This is a genomic window from Nitrospiria bacterium, assembly GCA_036397255.1.
Classification (GTDB): domain Bacteria; phylum Nitrospirota; class Nitrospiria; order DASWJH01; family DASWJH01; genus DASWJH01.
The window spans coordinates 1-21454 of the sequence record DASWJH010000105.1; the positions used below are offsets into that span (position 1 = coordinate 1).

At 43.2% G+C, this 21454-nt stretch carries 24 protein-coding genes and 1 riboswitch; of the genes, 5 read left to right on the forward strand and 19 right to left on the reverse strand.

The window, feature by feature from the left end; translation table 11 throughout:
• Positions 1 to 211 precede the first annotated feature (211 nt).
• The 6 genes from VGB26_14090 to VGB26_14115 form a co-directional block, all read right to left on the reverse strand.
• A complete protein-coding gene (locus VGB26_14090; GenBank protein ID HEX9758908.1) occupies positions 212 to 1201 on the reverse strand; it encodes an NAD-dependent epimerase/dehydratase family protein in 990 nt (329 codons plus the stop codon).
• A gap of 165 nt (positions 1202 to 1366) precedes the next feature.
• Positions 1367 to 1756, reverse strand: coding sequence for a hypothetical protein (locus tag VGB26_14095; protein ID HEX9758909.1), 390 nt, complete (start codon positions 1754 to 1756; stop codon positions 1367 to 1369).
• A 111-nt stretch (positions 1757 to 1867) separates the two neighbouring features.
• Positions 1868 to 3280, reverse strand: a complete 1413-nt coding sequence (locus VGB26_14100; GenBank protein HEX9758910.1) for an HD domain-containing protein — start codon at positions 3278 to 3280, stop codon at positions 1868 to 1870.
• A 121-nt stretch (positions 3281 to 3401) separates the two neighbouring features.
• The gene (locus VGB26_14105) at positions 3402 to 3782 is read right to left on the reverse strand and encodes a hypothetical protein (GenBank protein ID HEX9758911.1); all 381 of its coding nucleotides are present in this window, start codon (positions 3780 to 3782) and stop codon (positions 3402 to 3404) included.
• A 38-nt stretch (positions 3783 to 3820) separates the two neighbouring features.
• The gene (locus VGB26_14110; protein ID HEX9758912.1) at positions 3821 to 4174 is read right to left on the reverse strand and encodes a hypothetical protein; all 354 of its coding nucleotides are present in this window, start codon (positions 4172 to 4174) and stop codon (positions 3821 to 3823) included.
• A gap of 159 nt (positions 4175 to 4333) precedes the next feature.
• Positions 4334 to 4492 (reverse strand): hypothetical protein, encoded by a 159-nt coding sequence (locus VGB26_14115; GenBank protein HEX9758913.1) that lies wholly within the window; start codon positions 4490 to 4492, stop codon positions 4334 to 4336.
• Positions 4493 to 5098: 606 nt separating this feature from the next.
• Here VGB26_14115 and VGB26_14120 point away from each other — a divergent pair.
• Positions 5099 to 5404, forward strand: a complete 306-nt coding sequence (locus VGB26_14120) for a zf-TFIIB domain-containing protein (protein HEX9758914.1) — start codon at positions 5099 to 5101, stop codon at positions 5402 to 5404.
• A gap of 437 nt (positions 5405 to 5841) precedes the next feature.
• A complete protein-coding gene (locus VGB26_14125) occupies positions 5842 to 6042 on the forward strand; it encodes a cold-shock protein (protein HEX9758915.1) in 201 nt (66 codons plus the stop codon).
• A 76-nt stretch (positions 6043 to 6118) separates the two neighbouring features.
• On the opposite strand, the gene VGB26_14130 is transcribed toward VGB26_14125, so the two are convergent.
• The 10 genes from VGB26_14130 to thiS form a co-directional block, all read right to left on the reverse strand.
• A complete protein-coding gene (locus VGB26_14130) occupies positions 6119 to 7024 on the reverse strand; it encodes a M23 family metallopeptidase (GenBank protein HEX9758916.1) in 906 nt (301 codons plus the stop codon).
• A gap of 5 nt (positions 7025 to 7029) precedes the next feature.
• Positions 7030 to 8406, reverse strand: a complete 1377-nt coding sequence (pafA, locus tag VGB26_14135) for a Pup--protein ligase (protein HEX9758917.1) — start codon at positions 8404 to 8406, stop codon at positions 7030 to 7032.
• The gene (gene prcA, locus VGB26_14140; protein HEX9758918.1) at positions 8403 to 9092 is read right to left on the reverse strand and encodes a proteasome subunit alpha; all 690 of its coding nucleotides are present in this window, start codon (positions 9090 to 9092) and stop codon (positions 8403 to 8405) included. The genes pafA and prcA overlap by 4 nt, the downstream gene beginning before the upstream one ends.
• Before the next feature lies 1 nt (position 9093).
• Positions 9094 to 9891, reverse strand: a complete 798-nt coding sequence (gene prcB / locus VGB26_14145; GenBank protein HEX9758919.1) for a proteasome subunit beta — start codon at positions 9889 to 9891, stop codon at positions 9094 to 9096.
• A 5-nt stretch (positions 9892 to 9896) separates the two neighbouring features.
• Positions 9897 to 10097, reverse strand: coding sequence for a ubiquitin-like protein Pup (locus VGB26_14150; GenBank protein HEX9758920.1), 201 nt, complete (start codon positions 10095 to 10097; stop codon positions 9897 to 9899).
• A gap of 11 nt (positions 10098 to 10108) precedes the next feature.
• Positions 10109 to 11593, reverse strand: a complete 1485-nt coding sequence (gene dop, locus VGB26_14155) for a depupylase/deamidase Dop (protein HEX9758921.1) — start codon at positions 11591 to 11593, stop codon at positions 10109 to 10111.
• Positions 11594 to 11632: 39 nt separating this feature from the next.
• Entirely contained in the window at positions 11633 to 13351 is a 1719-nt protein-coding gene (gene arc, locus VGB26_14160; GenBank protein HEX9758922.1) for a proteasome ATPase, read from the reverse strand.
• A 253-nt stretch (positions 13352 to 13604) separates the two neighbouring features.
• A complete protein-coding gene (thiE, locus tag VGB26_14165; GenBank protein ID HEX9758923.1) occupies positions 13605 to 14261 on the reverse strand; it encodes a thiamine phosphate synthase in 657 nt (218 codons plus the stop codon).
• Positions 14262 to 14438: 177 nt separating this feature from the next.
• The gene (locus VGB26_14170; GenBank protein HEX9758924.1) at positions 14439 to 15215 is read right to left on the reverse strand and encodes a thiazole synthase; all 777 of its coding nucleotides are present in this window, start codon (positions 15213 to 15215) and stop codon (positions 14439 to 14441) included.
• Between the two features lie 45 nt (positions 15216 to 15260).
• Entirely contained in the window at positions 15261 to 15485 is a 225-nt protein-coding gene (gene thiS / locus VGB26_14175) for a sulfur carrier protein ThiS (protein HEX9758925.1), read from the reverse strand.
• A gap of 62 nt (positions 15486 to 15547) precedes the next feature.
• Positions 15548 to 15711, reverse strand: a riboswitch (TPP riboswitch).
• A 250-nt stretch (positions 15712 to 15961) separates the two neighbouring features.
• Here thiS and VGB26_14180 point away from each other — a divergent pair.
• From VGB26_14180 to VGB26_14190, 3 genes are read left to right on the forward strand one after another with little or no spacing between them, the layout of a single operon-like run.
• Positions 15962 to 18061: an ABC transporter substrate-binding protein gene (locus VGB26_14180; GenBank protein ID HEX9758926.1), complete on the forward strand. Its 2100-nt coding sequence runs from the start codon at positions 15962 to 15964 to the stop codon at positions 18059 to 18061.
• Positions 18062 to 19027, forward strand: a complete 966-nt coding sequence (locus tag VGB26_14185) for an ABC transporter permease (protein ID HEX9758927.1) — start codon at positions 18062 to 18064, stop codon at positions 19025 to 19027. It abuts the gene before it with no gap.
• 2 nt (positions 19028 to 19029) lie between these two features.
• Complete coding sequence (locus tag VGB26_14190; GenBank protein ID HEX9758928.1) at positions 19030 to 20010, forward strand: ABC transporter permease; 981 nt, start codon at positions 19030 to 19032, stop codon at positions 20008 to 20010.
• 10 nt (positions 20011 to 20020) lie between these two features.
• Here the strand turns inward: VGB26_14190 and VGB26_14195 are convergent, their stop codons facing one another.
• From VGB26_14195 to secG, 3 genes are all read right to left on the reverse strand, one after another.
• Positions 20021 to 20473, reverse strand: a complete 453-nt coding sequence (locus VGB26_14195) for a type II toxin-antitoxin system VapC family toxin (GenBank protein ID HEX9758929.1) — start codon at positions 20471 to 20473, stop codon at positions 20021 to 20023.
• Positions 20473 to 20703 carry a hypothetical protein gene (locus tag VGB26_14200; protein ID HEX9758930.1) on the reverse strand — a complete coding sequence of 77 codons (231 nt, stop codon included), beginning with the start codon at positions 20701 to 20703 and terminating at the stop codon, positions 20473 to 20475. Before VGB26_14200 ends, VGB26_14195 begins: the two co-directional genes overlap by 1 nt.
• Positions 20704 to 20821: 118 nt before the next feature.
• Positions 20822 to 21208 (reverse strand): preprotein translocase subunit SecG, encoded by a 387-nt coding sequence (gene secG / locus VGB26_14205; GenBank protein ID HEX9758931.1) that lies wholly within the window; start codon positions 21206 to 21208, stop codon positions 20822 to 20824.
• Between the last annotated feature and the right edge of the window lie 246 nt (positions 21209 to 21454).

Below are 21454 nucleotides of genomic sequence, written 5' to 3' on the forward strand. Positions count from 1 at the left end.
GGGTTGACCGCCCAGTGCGGTTTCTCAAGCGTGAAAGAAAGTTCGTTCAAAAGCTCCATTGATCCTCCTTGCTGATTTTGTTTCCCTACTATACTTTTTCAACGCAAATTCAGCAAGTTGAATGTTAAAATACAGACTCTAGTTAGGAGGGGATGATAATAAATCGATGGATTTAAAAGATGGTTTTTAGGGGGTGTTAAACTGAAAAGACCTAAGAGGATAGATAATGATGCTCTTTAAACCAGGTAAGGGCATCCCGAATAGCATTTTCAACCGGACTTTGAGGTAGGCCAAGATCCTGAACCGCTTTTTGGCAATCGTAATGTTGAAAATGACACAGGGCCTCAACAATAAAAGAGGGAACAGGAGGATCTTTCCCCATAAGACTCAATGCCGCTTCCCCAATTTTTACTCCCAAACGGGCAAGTCCACCAGGAACTTTGAGTTTTGGAGCGGGAACATTGGCCAGCTTTGCAATCAACTCATTTAATTCTCTTTGGGTTGTATTCCAATTTCCAAGGATATAACGTTCCCCAATTTTCCCCTTTTCCAAAGCGAGAACCTCCCCAATGGCCACATCCCGGACATCAATGACATTGATGGGGCCATCCACATAGGCAGGCATCTGCTGCTTGGCAATCATTAGGATTTGGGTCCCGCTGGTCGGCCGGGAGTCATAGGGTCCGAAAAACACAGTTGGGTTCACCATCACCACAGGCAGGCCACCGGCCACTTGATTTCTAATCTCTTCCTCCATAGCCTGCTTGGCCATGAGGTAAGGATTATTGGTAAATCGGGTTTCAAAGGGATTGGTTTCATCGGCTAATCGTTTAGGTTCTTTTGGAAATCCGATCTGGGTCAAGGTACTGGTAAAAATTACTTTTTGAATATCCATCTCCCTTGCGGAATTCAAAATGGAATCGATTTCTCTTAAAGCATGTGAAACAGCGTCTTTTGCCGAAATGGTTTTAAGAGGATAGTAACCACCCGCATGGAAAAGGACATCGCAACCCTCCATAGCCCGGAGAAGCGTTCCCTGCTGCAAAAAATCTCCCTCGGCAAATTCAATGGGAAGCCCATCCAGGCTAGTAGTTTTTTTCCCAGACCGCTTAAAGGCCCGCACCGGGTACCCTTTTTGTAAAAGGACACGAACTAAATTCGATCCGAGATGGCCTGGGGCTCCAAGGACCAATGCCTTCATCGCGGTTATACCTATTAGGTTTGGTATTTTTAAGAGAGGAAATAAACCAATTGGGTAGATAACAACTTCAAGGTTTGAAAGTCAATGAAAACCCGCAAAAGAACCCTTCTTTATGATAAAAACAAGAGGAGTAAGATGGGTTTATCGAAATTGCCGGCTATTTTCTTAATGACCCTTTCCTTTTCCATGGCCTCTATGTTTCTTTTCTTTTGCCAATTTTTTGAGGTGGCCCGGGGGGACTCTTCTTAACCCGGGGGGAAGATCCCTTTCAACAAACACCCAGGGGCCATCATAATTTCTCCCCCGGAACCAATGATCATTGGTGAAATAAAACCAAAAACTTCCATCGTAAAAAATATAGTAATCCAAATCGGCCGCCACATGAATTCCGTAATCAGCCAAAAACACCAAACTGGGGCGAACAGAAATCCTAACCATAGGGGGTGGTGGTGGGGAAATTACAAAACCCGGATGCCCTGGCCTAACAGCCATCTCACACCCTAAAATGGTAAACGAAAAAAAAGAAATTAAACCCAACCCAAAAACCTTCTTCATCCCAGCCCTCCTATAATTTCAAATCTAAAACCTGTAATTAACCTTACCAGAGTCCTTTAAAATGGACAACTTAAGAGCAAAGAATTCAAGGGGTTGAAAAATTTTTCTTTGTTAAACATTGGTTTGGATACTGGAGTCCTCGAGTCCCAAAACTTTTTCAGCGGCTTTGGAAAACTGGGAATCATAATCATGATTAAGGCTAAAAACACGGCAATGTACAATCTTGGCGGGAATAAAATCGAAAAAATCTTTTAATAATTCCTTCGACACTGTTTGCGTTGAAGGATTGTAAACATAGATCTGGAATTCTCCCATGCTTAAAGGGTTTAAAGGCCGGGGATCTTGATTGGCCATGTCCACTTTAAAGGGAATATCTTTTAATGTGGAAGGTAACTCCTCCCGAATCCGGTGGGAAACCAATTCTTGATCCATAAAGACTCTTCCACGCTCGCCCCCACGAGTGGGAAGGACCACATCATAGGCCATTTTCCATTTGACATCGCGGTATAGGATCTTCTCCCATTCCCCAGCTAAGGCCCGCCTCTGCTTGGAGGTGGAACGCCCCCAGCGCCGCACTTCTTCCAAAAGGGACCAATCTGTCAAATCCAAATAGGGATCCAGGTTTTCAACGGGATTATGGGAGAAAATCATCTGAATCGTTTCAGTAAATATATCCCGAAGGTGAATATCGATGGCACGGGTGGTCCGATGATAGTAAACGTTGGAATACAAATAGAGACGGGTATTTAAAAACATGTGCAAGGCTGGAAGGCCCACCTTATGAAGGGTCAAGCCTTTCTCAGAGAAAAAAGTATAATGGATCAACCGGTTCAGATCCACGGGGCCTACGGCTACCCCACACATATAAGAATCCCTCAGGACATAATCTAAATTATCTCCCGTATAAGTTCCTCCGATGGTCGGCTGGAGGAATCCTAACCAACGGGGAAAACGAGAGCTGTCTTTTTTGGCATCTTTTAGAATCAAAAAGGCGACATGTTCTGGATCTAAAGTTTCACCCTCCTCAAAAGGGCCTATGGGGCTCCGCCGTATTTTTTTAATCAGGGGGCTTAACTTTTCCAGAATGATCCGCTGTCCCACATTTTCATGGGTTATCCCGAATTTCTCCAAAAAATTTTCATCAAAAAAATGACCGAAAGGACCATGGCCGATATCATGAACCATGGCAGTCACCCTTAAAAGCTCCTCAATATAGTTCGCGGATGGACAATCGGGGACTAGAACTTTTAAAGAGGGATATAAATGTTTAGCAAACCGCCCAGCCACATGCATTGCACCGAGGGAATGCTGAAAGCGGCTATGTTCCGCGGAAGGGTAAACCCATCGGGCGCTCTGAAGCTGGTAAATATAGCGCAGCCGCTGCATCCACGGAGAATCAATCAGATCCTTTTCGGTAACCTCTTTGGGATTGAGATGGGTGGGTACAGTAAAGGTTATATACCCGTGAATGGGATCGGAAATCAGGGCGGACCCTTCATAAAGAAAGGATTGGCTTATGGACACCACTTTTGGGGATAACCCCCTTTCTGTTGGATAATATCAAATCCTTGTAAAGGTTAAAATGGTAATTTTTTTTAAAGTAAATGATTTTTTTATTTTTTCCCCCTAAAAAGAATGCCCTTTTTTACGGTTTCCTGGCAGAGTCTTCTGAACTCTCATCCATTTTGGATAGTAAGGCTTCACAGGTCCTCTCGTGCTCATCGAAAAGAAGGCGATCCTCACCTCCAAATTGGGCCATTTCTAAACGGTCATTCATCAATTTCTTAATCCGAATTAACTCTTCCTTTGTAGGAACCTCAAAACCTACCCCCAAATCATGAAAGATGGTTTCCGCTACATCATGGACTATTTTATTTATTTCGGCTTCCCTTCTAATTTTTCCCGTTTTCTTATCATGTTCTTGAAACGTTTTTATAAAACAGGCCAGCATACCGTCTCGTACCGCTTTATTGGACAACCATTTTTTCGATAATTTTTCCTCAAGGATTTCAACCGCTGTCTTCATAATAACTCCATAGGGTCTATTCTAACATTGAATCAGATTTAAGAAGGAAATTTTTTGATAAGGTCCTCGCAAACTTGATTATGTTTCTCACTGAGATCACCATCTACCACATCGATTCGAAAAAGCTGAATTTCATAATCTACAATTTCTTTGACTTTTTCAAACTGTTCCTGATCCGCTATTTCTACATCAACCCCCACCTCTTTAAAGGCAGATTCCATATAACCCCGTATTTTCGTTTTAACCTCTTTAGGATCGGAATCAATCCCGGTTTTCTTATGATACCCCCGAAGGGTCTCAATAAACCGGGTGATCAATCCTTCATAAATTTCCTTTTTTGATAAGGTTTCCTTTGCCAGCATCGCTTCTAAGTTACCCACCTCATCACTCATCTCACTCTCCTTTTGTCCTTTTTCCCATTAGTTTGGTTTCTTCCCAATCTGTTTCACCTTAATACTGAACCTTTAATTTTTATTCCACCGGAAAATCCTATCCCTGGGTTTTTCGGGGCCATCCAACCTCGATAAGGCCAGGTTTGATCAAACAAACATTCATTTCATCTTTTCTTTTACATCATACTGAATCCAAAGTCTAACGATATGACTTCCCTGTATACGGCTATACCGAATATTCCTCATCGACCCCTGCATGCCAAAATCAGAGGGTCCCATCCTAAACCTAAAATCCTTCCACCAATCGCTTTCTTCCATCCGAACCCCTTTTTCTATGAAAAGGGTCCCCTGGGCTGGATTCGCACTTTATCATAGCCCAATACCTTATTAAACGAAAAAACCAAAAACGGGGACAATATAAAAAAACAGAACAAAAAGGCCAGGACCCCCAACCAAAATTTTATCAAAAAGATTAAAAGAAGGCCAATCACCAATAAACCCTGCCATATCATTGCCAAAAGGACTTCAAATTTTCTGTTTTGAAAAGCCAATGGTCTTTGGACTTTTGGTAAACGCAAATTAACCTTCCCCCAATTTCTAAAAAACATTGACAATAAAAGGAAAATTACCCCTAGGATGAGTTGGGCGCCATTCATCTATAAAAACCTTTTTCCCGTGGGTCCCCCACGAAATAGAAATAATAAGGACAGGCAACCCAATGGGGGGAGGCATCCCTGATACGAAGGGAGCAAATTTCCCAAACCGGATAATCTTTAAAACCTTCCGATTATAATTCATTCATCCCGATGATTCAAGACGGTAATTTCCACCTTGACCCTTACATTGTAAGGGTGCTAAATTATTTCAAGATTTAATAAGCAGATTTGATCGGAATTTTTTTGGAGAGAAGAAGGAGGGTAAAAGATGGGGAATGCCTGGGATGACATGAAAAAGGCGAAAGAAGATGAATTTTTTATGAAAAAGGACAAGGAACTGCTCCAAAGAAGAGAGGAAGAAAAAAAAGCAAAAGAAGAGCAGAAAGTAAAAGAATTGGCCCACATGAGGTGCCCTAAATGCGGTGCCCCTTTAAAAGAAATCTCCTTTCAAAGCATTTTAATTGATCAATGTAGCGGCTGTTCGGGGGTTTGGTTAGACCCAGGAGAATTGGAGACTTTAGCAGAGCAAGACCAAGGGGGTTTAATCAGCCGTTTTTTTAAAAGGAAGGACTAACCCGTACCCACCCCAGGGCTCGAACTTCCTTCCCGAAAGATTTAGATCCAATTCCTATATCGGCTCCCCCTCTTTTTTATCTTTCCCTGAGGAATTGATCTGCAACTGGATAATATGAACCTTTTTGGGAAAGGACCCGGACCGGTTCCCTTCAAGTCATCCCAGAACAATAGAAACTCAAATTACCTTAAACTACTTATTGGGAATAACCACCGACCCAAAGGAAAGAAAATTGGAATGAAATTGCAAAAAATTACAAACAAATTGAAAATTCTTGACATTTATTATTTGTTTTGTTAATAGTTTAACCGGTAGGTGATATTTAATTAGAGGGAGAGGTACCCCTTTTTGATCGCTCAAAAATTTCGCTTCTTCCTCTTCTGTTCAAAGGGACCAGGCAAACGCTTTGGTTTCCGCAAGCAAGGAGGTCTGTAGTAATGGCAAAAGGTCATGTAAAGTGGTTTAACGCTAACAAGGGCTATGGCTTCATATCCCAGGAGAATGGAGAAGATGTATTCGTTCATTTCTCTGCCATTCAGGGAGAGGGCTTCAAAACATTGAATGAAGGACAAGAAGTAGAATTTGAGGTGACCAACGGCACCAAGGGTCCACAAGCCTCAAATGTCCAAAAAGTCTAATTCATTTTGAAAAAAAGCTCCTCGCCATTCAGTGAGGGGCTTTTTTTATCCCATAACCTATTCTTCCCACAAATATTTATTTGGATGGTGGGTCTAACGAAAAGCGGGTAATCGATAAAGGGTCCACTCGAGTATTGTTAATTCGTAATCCCCAATGAAGGTGTGGCCCTGTGGCCCGTCCGGTGGACCCTACTTTTCCAATGATCTTACCCTTTCCAATAATTTCCCCCTCTCCAACTAGAATTTCTGATAAATGGAAATACATGGTATAAACCCCCACCCCATGATCAATGAAAATACTTTTTCCACTAAAAAAATGATCCCCTACTAATTTCACGATTCCCCGGTTAGAGGAAAAAACATTTTCTCCTAAGGATGCACTGAAATCTTCTCCTGTATGGGGGTTTCGAGGTTGACCATTAAAAACTCTCCGTAGCCCAAAACTTCCCCGAGCCTCCCCGTTGATCGGAACAATAAAATCTCCCTCCCACAGTTTTTCAGGATTGGAATGACTCCATAATTGATCCACATCTTTTTTTTCTTGATTGACCTGTTTGAGCGTTGGAGGATTTAAATCAACCATCGCACTGGGAACCGTTAATTCCTGGGTCCTAAAGGCCCCATCTACTACTTTAACCCAAAAATTAGTTTTGATCCGGGTCCCCATTTTATCTTCTTTTTCTAATTCACAGGAGTGCAGTTTTTTAGATTGAGCCAAATCGACCCCAATGAAAGCACCCACCTCCTTTGGAGAACCCGTATTAAATAAGGGGATGGTTCGATTAAAACACTTCAACGAAAGATAATGTTCGCCGTCGGGCTCAACCTCCGTAAAATAGAGGATTTTTCCTTGAGGAACTTCAAAAACCCTTTTGACGTGACCCTGAACAACTGGTTGGTTGAAAAGGAGGAATGCACCCAGAACAAAAACTGGAAAGAAAAAGAGGGGGAAAACCCGGTGTTCAGGTGGATTGGGTTCCATTAGATTTACCTTCTGGAACCACTCATAGAGGAGATCAGCTCATCCACCCGCTTATCGGAAGCAAGAAAGGGGTTCATACACAGAATGGTCTCTTCCCAATATCCGTTTAACTTTAAAAAGGTCCAATCCACGCTGTAGGATCTGTTTTTTTCCCTTGCGAAACGGATAAAGTCACCTCGAATTTTTGCACGGGTTGTTTGCGGGGGATTCTGCATGGCCTCTTTTATATCCTTTTCCTCCGAAATCCGTTCTACCAGCCCTTGTTTATCCAAGAGATAATAAAGCCCCCGGTCCCTTCGAATATCATGATATTGAAGATCAATCATTGAAATGCGAGGGTCATCCCACCCAGAGTCTTTTCTCTCAATATAAGAGGCCATCAATTCTTTTTTAATCACCCAATCCACCTCTCTGGAAAGTTGCATCGGGTCCTCTTCAAGGGCTTTTAATACATATTCCCACCGGTCCAGAATATCCTCCACAACTTGGTCAGAGTCTTCCGGGTTGTTCTCAAAATAATTTCGGGCATGTTCCAAATAGATTTTTTGCATCTCTAGCGCAGTCAACTCTCTGCCATCCTCTAATTTAACCCGTTTTTTCAAAGTGGAATCCTTGGATATATCGCGAATGGCCTTAACCGGATCTTCCAAATTGATGTTTGGAATGGTCACCCCATTTTCAATCATAGAAAGGACCACCGCAGTGGTCCCAACCTTCAGATAGGTAGTGTACTCCGACATATTAGAATCCCCAACAATTATATGAAGGCGCCGATATTTTTCAGCATCAGCATGGGGTTCATCCCGTGTATTAATGATACTTCGCGATGACGTGGTGGAAGAAGACGTTTTCTCGTGTATATGCTGTGCTCTTTGAGATATGAAATAATGAGACTTCCCTCCCACCTTCAACAACTTACCCGATCCAGTATAAATTTGGCGGGTGACAAAAAATGGGATCAATTGCTCTGTAATTTTCCAAAAGTCCAGGTCTCTCTCCATCAAATAGTTTTCGTGACACCCATAGGTATTTCCGCTAGAATCCGTATTATTCTTAAAAATGTAAATCTCCCCGGCAATTCCCTCTTCTTTAAGGCGCTTCTGAGCCATGGGCAAACAATCTTCCAAAAGACGCTCCCCCGCCTTATCATGGACCACCAGGTCAGAAACGTTATCACATTCGGGTGTGGAATATTCCGGATGGCATCCGGTGTCCTGGTAAAAACGCGCTCCATTCACCAAAAAAGCATTGGATGGCCAACTATTTGGAATGAGTCCTTCAAAGATATACCCCAAAACTTTTTCCATGGGAAGGTAAATTTTCCCGTTGGGCGAAAAAATTAAACCGTATTCATTTTCCAATCCGAAAATCCGGTTTTTCATCCCTTGTGTTTCCCCAAGATATGATTTAATTCGCTTTGCAAAAAACGTTTAAATTTTCTTCCCGTTCGGTTCCCATCTAACACAGCCACCTCAAGATTTTCAATCCCTATTTTTTTATCCACCACCTCTTCGAAACCTTTTAATGCCAATTCCAAAGCCTCGGTTAGAGAGGTATTTTTTCTGTATTTTCCTTTCAAATGATTTTTTAAGTCCTCGGCTTTTCCCCCAACCGCGGCAAACCCTTTTTCATCCATAATACTGCCATCAAAAGAAATCCGATAAATTTCATTTTCTCGGGGTAACTGAAAAATTTCAACCACCAGGATTTCCACTTCCCATGGTTTAATATCCTGACTAAAAATGGTTCCAAGAGTTTCTGAATAGGCATTGGCCAATGATCGAGCCGTCACATCCTCCCGGCTGTAGGCATACCCTTTTAAATCTGCATGCCGGATTCCGGCTTTTCTTAAGTTTTGAAACTCACTATATTTTCCAGCCCCAGCAAAAGCAATATTATCGTAAATTTCAGATATTTTATTTAAGGAAACACTGGGGTTATCGGCAACCAATAGGATTCCCTCTTGGTATTCCATCGTGATAATAGAACGACCCTTTGAAATACCATTTTTGGCATACTCCGCCTTATCCTGCATCATTTGATCGGGGGAAACATAGTACGGGAGCATTTTACTCTCCTTGGTTTTGATTGATCATTTCGTGATAGATATTTTTAATACGGGAAGTGTCGATATCAGAGATGCCCTTCCGGGTCATGATCTTAACGGTAGGATAAATTCCTCGGACCAAGTCGGGGCCTCCGGTTCCAATATCTTCCTGGGAGGCATCATAAAGCGCTTCTAAGGCTAAACGAATCCCTTTTTCCTGGTTCATATTTTTTTTAAAAATTTTTTTCATTGTACTTCGTGCATCTTTTCCACCGGAACCAGTCGCATAATAATCGATTTCTTCATAGCGTCCCCCAGTCACGTCATATTTAAAAATCCGGCCTTCATCTTTAAGACCATCATACCCTGAAAAAATAGGAACCACCATCAACCCTTGCATGGCCAGGGGAAGGTTTGCCTTTACCATTTGGCCAAGCTTATTGGCTTTTCCTTCCGTTGATAGCGGGGTTCCCTCCAGTTTTTCATAATGCTCCAACTCGGTCTGAAAAAGACGTGCTAATTCAATACAAGGCCCCGCAGCCCCCGCAATGGCAATGGCTGAAAAATCATCTGTTTTATAAACCTTTTCGATACGGCGATCCGAGATTTGATACCCTTCCGTGGCCATCCGATCTCCCGCCATGATCACCCCTTCCTTAATTTTCAAGGCCAGAACGGTTGTTCCGTGGGGAACCTTTCCCAAGGTTTCCTGAGAAAAAGGCGAAGCATCCCCAGGAATTTGGGGGAGAAGATGGGAATGGTCCCGAAGAATTAAATCATAAAAACTAGATGAACCGAAAAAATCCCTTGGAGAGATCAAACCTTTTATTCTCCTCCTTTTTGAACATAGTTTTTGACGAATTCTTCAGAGTTTTCCTCCAATACATCGTCAATTTCATCAACTAGTTTATCCAAATCTTCCTTCATCCTTTTCCCTTTTTCGATGACTTCGGGATTGGGATGAACATCCCCGTCCTTTTTGGCGGGTTCCTTTCGCTTATCTTTCTTTTTTTCCTGCTGTCCCATGCCCTTCCTCCTTAAGTCGCAAGCCCTTTGATGAGTTCTTCGGGGGTTTCGGATTTTTCCAGCAAATCCGAAATCAACTCTTTGGTTCCCCTCAAAGGTTCCAGGAGAGGAATACTCTTAATTGAACTATTTCCCACATCAAATTGTACCGAACTCCAACTGGCTGCGTAAAGATCCTTAGGAAATTTCTTTAAACACATGGCCCGAAAATACGCGCGAGTATCTTCAGGAGGTTTTTCATGGGCCGATTTCACCTCTTCATCTGTCACGATCCGATCAACATAACCTCCCTTTGCCAGGGTATTATAAAGCCCTTTTCCTTTGCGAAGATCATGATATTGTAAATCCATCATTGACACCCGTGGATCTTCCCATCCACACCCTCTCTTTTCCATGTAAGATTCGATCAATTCCTTTTTAATTACCCAATCCAGTTCCCGGGAAAGTTTCAGAGGATCTTCCTCCAGACGGTTGAGAATATTTTCCCAACGGGTTAGAACATCATTCATCCAGGGTTCCCCTTCCTTAGAGGCCACATATTCGCTGGCCTTCCGCAAATACTCCCGCTGGATATGAATGGCGGTGGCTTCATGCCCGTTGACCATCTTTATACCACCTTTAACAGAGAGGTCCCGCGACACTTGTTTCAGTGCTTGGACGGGATCATCCAAATCAACGCCCTTGACCCAATATCCCTCATCGATCATTCCCATGACCAAAGCGGTGCTGCCAACCCTTAAGTAAGTGGACACCTCGGACATATTGGCGTCCCCGATAATAACATGTAGCCTTCGATATTTTTTGGGGTCCGCATGAGGTTCATCCCGGGTATTCATGATGGGACGTTTGACCATCGTATTCAGGTCAACCAAGACCTCAAAAAAGTCAGCACGTTGAGAGATCTGGTAAGAAGCAGAATCCGTTTTATTTTCAGAACCTACCTTTCCTGAACCTGCAAAAATTTGGCGGGTCACAAAAAAGGGAACCAACTGCTCCAATAGGCGCTCGAACGGAGTTGAACGGGACATTAAATAATTTTCGTGGTACCCGTAACTGTTGCCCTTTCCATCTGTATTATTTTTGTAAAGAATAAACTTCTCTTCCTCGGACCGGAGGCGGTTGGCCATTTCACAACTAATGTCTAGGACCTCTTCCCCCACCTTTTCATACAAAACCACCTCTTTGGGGTTGGTACATTCCGGAGTCGAATATTCAGGATGGGCTCCATCCACATACAGTCGACCTCCATGGGACATTAACTTGTTGAGCATTCGGTTATAATCGGGATCCGGTCTTTCACGTTCCCCTTCCACTTCAAAACCACGAAGATCCAGGAGAGGATTTTCGTTCTCATAATCCCAGATAGCATTTGGAGAAAGTAAATGTGGAAAATGGCCAATTAAAAGGATTGAGCTTGAGACGGGGTCCAGAGCCACGGGGCCGCGGGTTGCAATTCCAAATTCTGTTTCTGTTCCCAGAATTCGCTTGGTGGTCATGGAAACCTCATTTTTAAAAGGGGCAAACAAAAAGGGTGGCTATAAATAATGACCAGTGGTAACGGTTTCGATCTTTCTAGACTCGGATGATTTTCCTCCTATGGTTCGAACATGAATAATTTTTTCACTTCTACGACCGGCGATTTTTGCCCAATCGTTGGGATTGGTGGTATTGGGAAGGTCTTCATTTTCTTTAAATTCATCCCGCATGGCCATCATTAAATCTTCTCCACGAATTCCCTTGACCCCGGTGGCAATCAACCGTTTAATGGCATATTTTTTTGCGCGGGAGACGATCCCCTCTATCATGGCCCCGCTGGAGAAGTCTTTAAAATAAAGGGATTCCTTTTCTCCATTGGCATAGGTCACTTCAAGGAACCTGTTTTCCTCAGATGTACTGTACATTCGTTCCACGGTTTCCTGGATTAACCTTTCGGTAAGTTGCTCAACCTTTCCTTCGCTTCGATCCAGCTCCTCTTGATGATACGGTAATCCGCTCGTCAAATACTTAGAGAAAACATCCTTTGCAGCTTTATGATCGGGTCTTTCAATCTTTATCTTAACATCCAGCCGGCCCGCCCTGAGAACGGCTGGATCGATTAAATCTTGCCGGTTACTGGCCCCAATAACAATCACGTTTTTAAGCCGCTCAACCCCGTCAATCTCAGAAAGAAATTGTGGGACAATGGTGGATTCCACATCCGAGGATATTCCCGTTCCCCGTGTTCTAAACAGAGCATCCATTTCATCAAAGAAAACAATGACCGGCATCCCTTCTTCTGCTTTCTCTTTTGCCTTTTTAAAAACTTCCCGTATTTGCCTTTCACTTTCCCCCACATACTTATTTAATAATTCCGGTCCTTTGACATGCAGGAAAAAACTCCGAATATCTTTCCCGGTTTGGTTTCCTAGCTTTTTTGCAATTGAATTGGCTACTGCCTTTGCAATTAAAGTCTTACCACATCCTGGCGGTCCATACAAGAGAACGCCCTTGGGAGGAAGAAGTTTATGTTCAGCAAACAAATCCACATGAAGAAAAGGAAGTTCCACCGCATCCTGAATCGTTTCAATCTGAGACTCTAATCCCCCAATGTCGGTATAACTCACATCAGGAACCTCCTCCAGGACCAGTTCCTCCACCTCCGATTTTGGAAGTTTTTCAAGAAGGTATCCTGAACGCGGATCAAACAAAAGATGATCTCCCACACTGATTTTGGTTTTACTTAAAGGTTCGGCCAAATCTGCAACCCTTTCCTCATCGGTCCGGAGGGTAACAATGGCCCTATGGTTACTTAAAAGGTCTTTTAGCTTTACCACTTCCCCTTGGCTTTCGAAATCTTTAAGCTCCACAACATTTAAAGCTTCATTGAGGATCAATTCCTGTCCCTTTTTCAAATCGCTTACATTAATTCCAGGTCGGAGGTTCACCTTCATTTTTCGGCCAGAAACAAAAACATTAACGGTTCCGTCTTCATTGGCATGAGAATAAATACCAAAACTGGACGGAGGTGCGGTTAGCTTTTCTATTTCTAATCGGAGCGCTTCGATCTGCGTCTTGGCCTCTTGGAGGGCTGCGGCCAATCGTTCATTTTGTTTATACGCCTGATCGAGTTGCCCCCTGGACTGATAAAAGTCCCGCAATTCTTCCTCCATGGATTTTATTTGTACATGAAGTTTTTCGATCTCCCGTTGATACTCGCTCACTTTTCCCTCCCGGGAAGCATCATCCCCTGACAGCTGGTTCGAGAGTTTTTTCATGGTGTTTTTCAGTGGGCCGATCCGCCCTTGACCTTTTTTGGATTCACTCACGAGCCCCCCTTTTTCTACAGAGTGCAATAAATTTTAAAGGACTAAACTTTATTGCATCGTTGGGAAAATCCTATCGTAACTCCAAACATTTATAATTCTAGCACCGAACGGTTTGACGGTCAACTCTGACAACACTTTTTTAATTTTAAAAACAGCAACTTTTAATTCCAAACCGAAATTTGACAAAAAATGATCCTTTGTTTCAAACTTTTTCTTTAAGGACAAGGAAAGATTTTATCGCTTTTTGGAATTGGATTGCACTTTTTTTCACATTTTCACTTCCGAGGATCGCAGAGGTTAGGGCTACTCCATTTGAACCCATCCTCATAACCTCCTCCAGGCGATTTAATTTGATTCCCCCCAAAGCAAAAAGAGGAAGATGGGTATTTTTTTTCACCTCCGCAATGGCCTCTGGACCGATGGGATTGCCAAAAGGGGCCTTTGATGGGGTGGAGTAAATCGGCCCAAAGGTCACAAAATCCGCACCTTGCTCCTCCGCCTGTCTGACTTCCTTCAAAGAATGGGTGGACACTCCGATCAACTTTTCTTTTCCAATTAACCTCCGAACCGCTGAAATAGGAAAGCTATCCCTGCGGAGATGAACCCCATCCGCTTTCACAGCCAAGGCTAAATCGACCCGGTCATTTATAAAAAATTTTGCATCTGCGGAGCGTGTCATCTTCCTTAATTCAACCGCTAAGGGAAAAAGTTCCTGGGGATTAAGGTCTCTTTCACGCAATTGAACCGCCCGAACACCCCCTTCTAATGCGGCTTGAACCGCACTAAAAAGGGTTTTGGCTTTCGGCTGATGACGATCGGTAATGAGATAAAGTGAAAAATCGACGGTTGGGCCTTTCACAATCCTTCCTCAGGTTCAAATTGATTTTAGGCACAGACAAAACCACCGGATTCAGATTGAAGGGATTCAAAACCCCACCCAATAAAAAAAGGTTCATGGAAGGAAAACAGGAAATGGCTACCCTTGATAAACCCCAAAGGGAGTCTAAACAGCCTAGGGGAATGAAACAAAGGAGGTCTATTCAATCATTCCTTCCACTGGACTACTGGCCGTTGCGTAAAGCTTTTTTGGAATTCTGCCTGCCCGAAAGGCCAATCGACCTGCAATAACAGCCCATTTCATGGCCTCCGCCATTGCCAACGGATCCCCTGCCCCTGCAATCCCTGTATTCATTAAAACGGCATCAGAACCGATTTCCATTGCGATGGCGGCATCCGAAGGAACCCCAACGCCTGCATCCACAATGACCGGAACCCTGACCGTCTCTTTAATAATCCGAATATTATATGGATTACAAACGCCCAACCCTGAACCGATTGGAGCCGCAAGGGGCATGACAGCGGCACAACCCACGTCTTCCAGTTTTTTGGCCATTACCGGATCATCATTGGCATAAGGCATCACAATAAACCCCTCTTGAACCAGGACTCGTGCCGCTTCAAGGGTGGCCTCATTATCCGGAAAAAGCGTTTTTTGATCCCCGATAACCTCAAGCTTCACAAAGTCGGACACGCCTGCCGCCCTTGCTAATTGAGCGGTTCGGATGGCCTCTTTGGCGGTATAACAGCCAGCGGTATTGGGAAGAATAATATAGGTTTTTGGATCTAAAAAATCTAAAAGGTTTTCTTTGGAACGATCGGTAATATTCACTCGCCGGACCGCTACCGTAACCATGTGGGCTCCGGAACGCTCAATGGCCTTTGCGGTTTGGGGGAAATCTTTATATTTTCCGGTTCCAACAATTAACCGGGATTTGATTTCCCTCTCTGCGATATAAAAGGTATCTTCCTTCATTATTTTAACTCCTTTAATTTATATCGGACTTGACCTGGATAAATGTTAGCCGCCTCCAACAAAACTAATGACTTCCACCTTATCGCCTTCTTTTAGTTCAAAAGAAGGAAATAGTTGTCGATCCACGATTTCCAAGTTAACCTCCACAGCAATTCTTTCTTCTTGAAGGTTCAAAAGCTGTAAAAGCCCTCTAATGTTTAAGGGTTTATCTAACTCCTTTTCTTCTCCATTCACTAAAATCACCATGGAAGGGTCTTCCTTACAGCACAAATAAAAAGCCGTACCCCTTTTGAAGCACGGCTTAAAATCAGGTTTATATCATTACTATATAGACTGATTTTAACCTGCTTTCCTACGCTGGGCTTAACCAGTTCAGGTTCCAAGGGTTGCGCCGAATCCTAAGATAGAGTCAGGGCTTTTCAAACCCGCTTTCAGGTCCTAACCATCTACCAAGTCCTCCGCTGCTCTCAGCCAAAGGGCACCCCTAGCACTATATCTCATCTTTAAAACCAGTTTAATAAACCCCAAAACCCCATGTCAATAGCTATTGGGGAAATCATAATTAACCCTAAACATCTCCAATTATTTGATTTTGAATGTTTTAATCTGGTACCCAATTATGACTCATGGCCCCATTCTAGATTTGACACTCCATAGGTTCAGGAATAAAATAGGTTTTCTTCAATTACCTTTTTACCAAATAAAAACAATGAAACCCAAACCCATGGAACCGTAATATTGGATTAATGAACTTAAAACTCCTCCTGATCCTCACCCCTATTGTTTTAATCCTGACCCTTCTTCAATCTTACTTTTGGGTTCCCACCTATGAAAGTCAAACCACCGGAAACCCAGAGCGTGTCCTAAAATTTATCGAAGCCTCTATTGGGGATGCGAAAATTTTAAATCCCACTCTCAATGCGGACACCTCCAGCAGTCGAATTTCTGGGCTGGTGTTTGAGGGTCTTTTGGACTTAGATGAAAATTTAAACCTTCGTGGCCGGCTGGCAACAGAATGGGAAATTTCAGAAACAGCCTATCTTGTCGTCAATCCAGAAAAATTCTTCCCCGACAAAACGCCTGTGACTGCCAAAGAACTCGAATCTAGAATCAGAAAAACGATTAGACAAAATCGGTTGGAGGGTTTAAAAGACCTTGTGACCCAAATTGAACTTTTACCACCGGAAGAAAAAACCGAGACCATTCCGATTCCTGGAAAAGATGGAAAACCCGTTTTTGTGGAAGTGGACATTCAAGTTCCGGAGAGAATAAAATTTTCGCTCCGGGAAGTGGATCAGGATTTTTTTAATCGCATAAAACCCATCATTGGAGAAACATACGATAAAAACCCACCCTATCAAAAATGGATCCGGGTTAAACCCCAGGAAAAAAGAGGGGAAATTAAGAACCATTTTCCGGTCTTTCTCCCGATGGTTGAACACAACCCCACTATTCTTTTTCACCTCAGGGACAATGTTTTTTTTCACGATGGACATCTATTTGATGCCGGGGATGTCAAATTTACCTATGAAGCCATTATGAACCCCAAGAATCTTTCTCCCCGAACATCCGATTTTGAACCCGTTAAAAAAGTCGAAATTCTGAATCCTTTAACCGTACAGGTGGTCTATAAACGCCTCTTTTCTCCTGCCATTAACGCTTGGACCATGGGCATTTTACCGGAACATTTGCTGAACGAAGACGCTTTACTGGGGGAAATCACCCAAAGAGGAATTTCTAAAACCGCTCAAGACACTTTTGGGTTGAGGGATAGCCACTTTAATCGAAAACCCATTGGAGTCGGGCCCTTTCGTTTTGTGGAATGGCAGAGCGATGAACTCATTCACTTGGCCCGCAATGATCATTATTGGGAAGGGACCCCCGAATATAAAGACTTTTATTATCGTGTCATTCCGGACTATCTCACACAGGAGGTTGAATTTCGGACTGGGGCAATCGATCGCTACAGCCCACTGCCCCACCAGGCCGCACGATACAAAAAAGATGAAGCATACCAATCCTTCTCCAGTTTGGGTTTTGGATTCAGTTATATTGGCTACAATAACCGAAAAGAAATTTTCTCCGACAAAAGGATTCGAAAAGCCCTTGGGATGGCCATCAACATCGAAGAAATTATTCAATATATTTTATATGGCGAAGGGGAACAGACCACTGGGCCTTTTCCGAAAAATACGATCTGGTATGATCATTCCATTAAACCCCTTCCTTATGACCCGGAAATGGCCATTCACATTTTTGAGGAATTAGGATGGAAGAAAAACAAAGAAGGATGGCTAGAAAAAGATGGTCAGGAGTTTGAATTCAACCTGATTACCAACAATGGGAATCCCATCCGTAAAGCCATTATGACCATCGCACAAAACAACTGGCGTAAAATTGGGATCAAATGCAACACACAATTATTTGAGTGGGCTGTTTTCCTTCAGGATTTTATCAACACGGGAGATTTTGATGCCGTTATTCTGGGTTGGAGCATGGGAGTCGATCCCGATTTATACCAAATCTGGCACTCCAGCCAATCGGGGCCAAACCAACTAAATTTCGTCGGTTACAATAACCCCCAAGCCGATGATCTGATCCTCCGAATTCGTCAAGAGTACAATATTGAAACCCAAAAAACCCTGGCTCATCGTTTACATCAATTGATTGCCGATGACCAACCCTATTCCTTTCTATACGCAGGTTTGGGAACTTTGGTTTTAGATAAAAAAATCGTAATGGTAGAAAAAGACGGTTCTTATTCAAAGATTAAACCCACAAAAAGTGGTGACGTTTTTTTCTACTTTAATCATTGGAAGAAATTAGAACTCACCCCTGGCATTTAAATGATGTGGCGTTACATCCTTCAAAATCTTTTTCAAAGGGTCATTTTATTGCTGATGGTTTCCGTCATTGCCCATTCCGTGGTTCATCTCGCACCGGGGCAACCCAGCGAAGTCGATCCATCCAACCCCAGAATGAAACCCGAAGATGTTGCAAAAATACGCGCTGCTTTTCATTTGGATGACCCTCTTTATCTCCAATATTTATACTGGATGGGAGACCTTTTCACCGGAGAATTAAAATCATTTAAAGATAGCCAACCCGTTTTACCCAAAATCTGGGACCGTTTCCTGAACTCCCTTCCTCTTTTTATTTGCGCCACCTTAATTGTTTGGACCCTTTCTTTTCCCACCGGAATTCGCGCCGCCATTCATCGGGGGTCTAAATATGACAGGGGAACCACTTTCTTGGCGTATACCCTCATTTCAGTCCCAGGGTTTTTCCTGTCTTACATTATGATTCTTTGGGTCACGGATACCTTTAAGGTCCCGGTCATTGGGATGAGAACATTCGGAATGGAAGATGCTCATTTTCTTTTCCAAGGAATGGACCGATTATGGCATTTGGTCATTCCCTCCATTATGTCTGCCCTAACAGGAATAGCAGTTCTCTCAAGGTATGTTCGTTCTCAAATGTTAGAAGTCATCGGTCAAGATTATATAAGGACCGCCCACGCCAAGGGATTAAATCAAGACACGGTGATATACCAACATGCTCTTCGAAATGCCCTTTTACCTTTCATTACCATGTTTGGTTTTATCCTCCCAAGTTTAATTGGGGGATCGGTCATCTTTGAGCAGATTTTTGCTTGGCCGGGTTTGGGAAGGCTGGGATACGATGCCATTCTTTCTAGAGATTTTCCAGTCATTTTAACCATTAATTTTATTGCCGCGGCTCTGACCCTCGCGGGAACTTTTTTATCCGATATTTTATACGGACTAGCAGATCCACGAATCCGGCTGGAGTAAACATGGATGAACATGTGAAAAGAATTGAACCAAACCTAAAAGCGGACCTTCAAAGTTCCTCGGAAACCCCTTTTCAAGAATTTCTAAAAAACTTAAGAAAAGACCATTTTGCAATGACCGGGATGGTCATTCTTTTTGTGCTTTTCTTCGCTGCCATTGGAGGAAAAGCCTTAACCGAATGGACACTTTTTTTTGATCCTTCAACTGTGCGATTGACCGATAAATTTCTTCCCCCTCTCTCCTCTCCCTCAGACCTTCTACCCAAGGAAGCGTTTCCCCGTTTTGGAATATATATTTTAGGAACCGATGAGCTAGGTCGAGACGTTTTTGCCAGAATGTTGCAGGGGTCATTTGTATCACTTTCAATCGGATTTGTGGCCGTGGGAATTTCAACCTTTATCGGAATCTTATTGGGGGGGTTATCAGGGTATTATGGGAATATTCGGCTGGGGTTTATCAGAATTGACACATTGATTATGAGATTTACGGATGTCATGCTCTGCTTTCCTACTTTTTTCCTGATTCTCACGGTTGTGGCTCTACTTCCTCCAAGCATTTACAATATTATGATTGTGATCGGAATAACCAGTTGGATGGGAACAGCCCGTTTTGTTCGTGCAGAATTTTTAACGCTTCGAGAGCAGGACTTCGTGTCCGCTGCCAGGGTTCTTGCCTTACCGGAATGGAGAATTATTTTTCTCCATATGGTTCCCAATGCCATGGCTCCCGTATTGGTTTCCGCCACCATCAGTGTTGCAACGGCCATCCTCACGGAATCTGCCCTGAGCTTTCTGGGGTTCGGTGTACAGCCTCCTGATGCAACATGGGGTAATATTCTTTCAGATGGCAAGGGTTTTATATTTGACGCGCCATGGCTTTTCTTTATCCCGGGAATGGCAATTTTAGTGGTGGTACTGGCTTTTAACCTGGTCGGGGAAGGAATGAGGGAAGCCATTAATCCGAAACTTCAAAGAAATAATTAAAAAGGGGTGGCTAACCCGACGCTTCCTTTTGAGGGTCAAGCACTTTTATACCCTCCTCCTGGCAGATGGAAAGAAGCGTTCCGTCGGTGGCAACCATGGTGGGTTTCAGGGCAGACAGTGTCAGGATCATGGCCAAATGAATGGCCTGATTGGCCCGCAGATTGCCGTACTTTAAGGTGAGGATTTTACTGTTTTTAATGGTTTGGTGGTCTAATCCTAAAAATTGAAAAACCCCTTGATGAACATCTAATTCAAACGTAAAAATGGCGGTATAAAGATCATCCCGGGTGATTTCTCCCAATCGAAATTTTTTATTCAAAACATAATACAGCTCTAAAGACCCCACCTCCCCAATCACAATGGTGTTGCTTTTATGGCCGATAAGATCGTTTACCTTTGCGGTCCCGATCTCAGGGCCATAGCGTTTAACCAGAGCAGTGGTATCTAAATAGAAATAAGCCATTAACTTACTTCCCGCACGGTCACAATTTCCTCTGAAAGGGGTCTTCTAATTTTGGTCAATCGATCCTGAACCTCTTCCAACGGAACCTCCGTAAATCCCAGCTTTTTTAAATAAATCAGGGTACCTTCTTCTTTAATCCGTTTTGTGGTGCTTTTTAATAAGCGTAAGGCCTGTTCTTTTGAAAAATAATGAAACTCAGGCTCTTTCATTCTACGGGTACGTTTGGCCATCAGTGAACCTTTCTTACAAAAATGCGGTGTACCTTAGCAGTAATCCTTGACCTAGTCAATATCACCCCGCCCTTCCCTTCAGGTTTCCTTCGGGAAGAAAAAAGGAGGGAAGAAAGATTTATTTTTTGGGTTTCTCGGGGGACTCGGTTGCCCCCTCCTCCGGTGCCATATTCTGGTGTTCAGCCTCGGCGGGGGGTTGCTCTTCTGATGCCGGAGCCGTTTCCACAGGCGCTTCGGTCCCTTCTTGTGCCCCGGTATCCGTAAGGGAAAAAACAGACCTTTCTTTGGATAAAACGGCCAAACTCAAGGAAGTTAACATAAAAATCACCGCTGCCCCCACGGTCATCTTACTTAAAAAGGTTCCCGGTCCTCTGCTCCCAAAAATGGTTTGACTGGCTCCCCCAAAAGCCGCCCCGATTTCAGCTCCTTTTCCCGATTGCAAAAGAATCACACCAACCATAATGAAACAAACAAACAAATGTATCACGATTAGAAAAGTATACATTCAGTCCCCTTTATTGAAATTACCCCTATCTAACAATGCCCTTTTATAAAAAACAACGTGTGAATGTAACAGATTTAGGTAGACGTTTTCAACTATTTCATTCAGCCCAAGAACATATATGGACCCATCCCGTTTCGCAAGGATGTTTTTCAATTGAGGCAAACAAGGAACAGATTGCTTACATATATCCGGCCTGTGAGTGGAAATCTGATTAGTTTCCTGGCCCCGATGGAATCCGCGCACTCT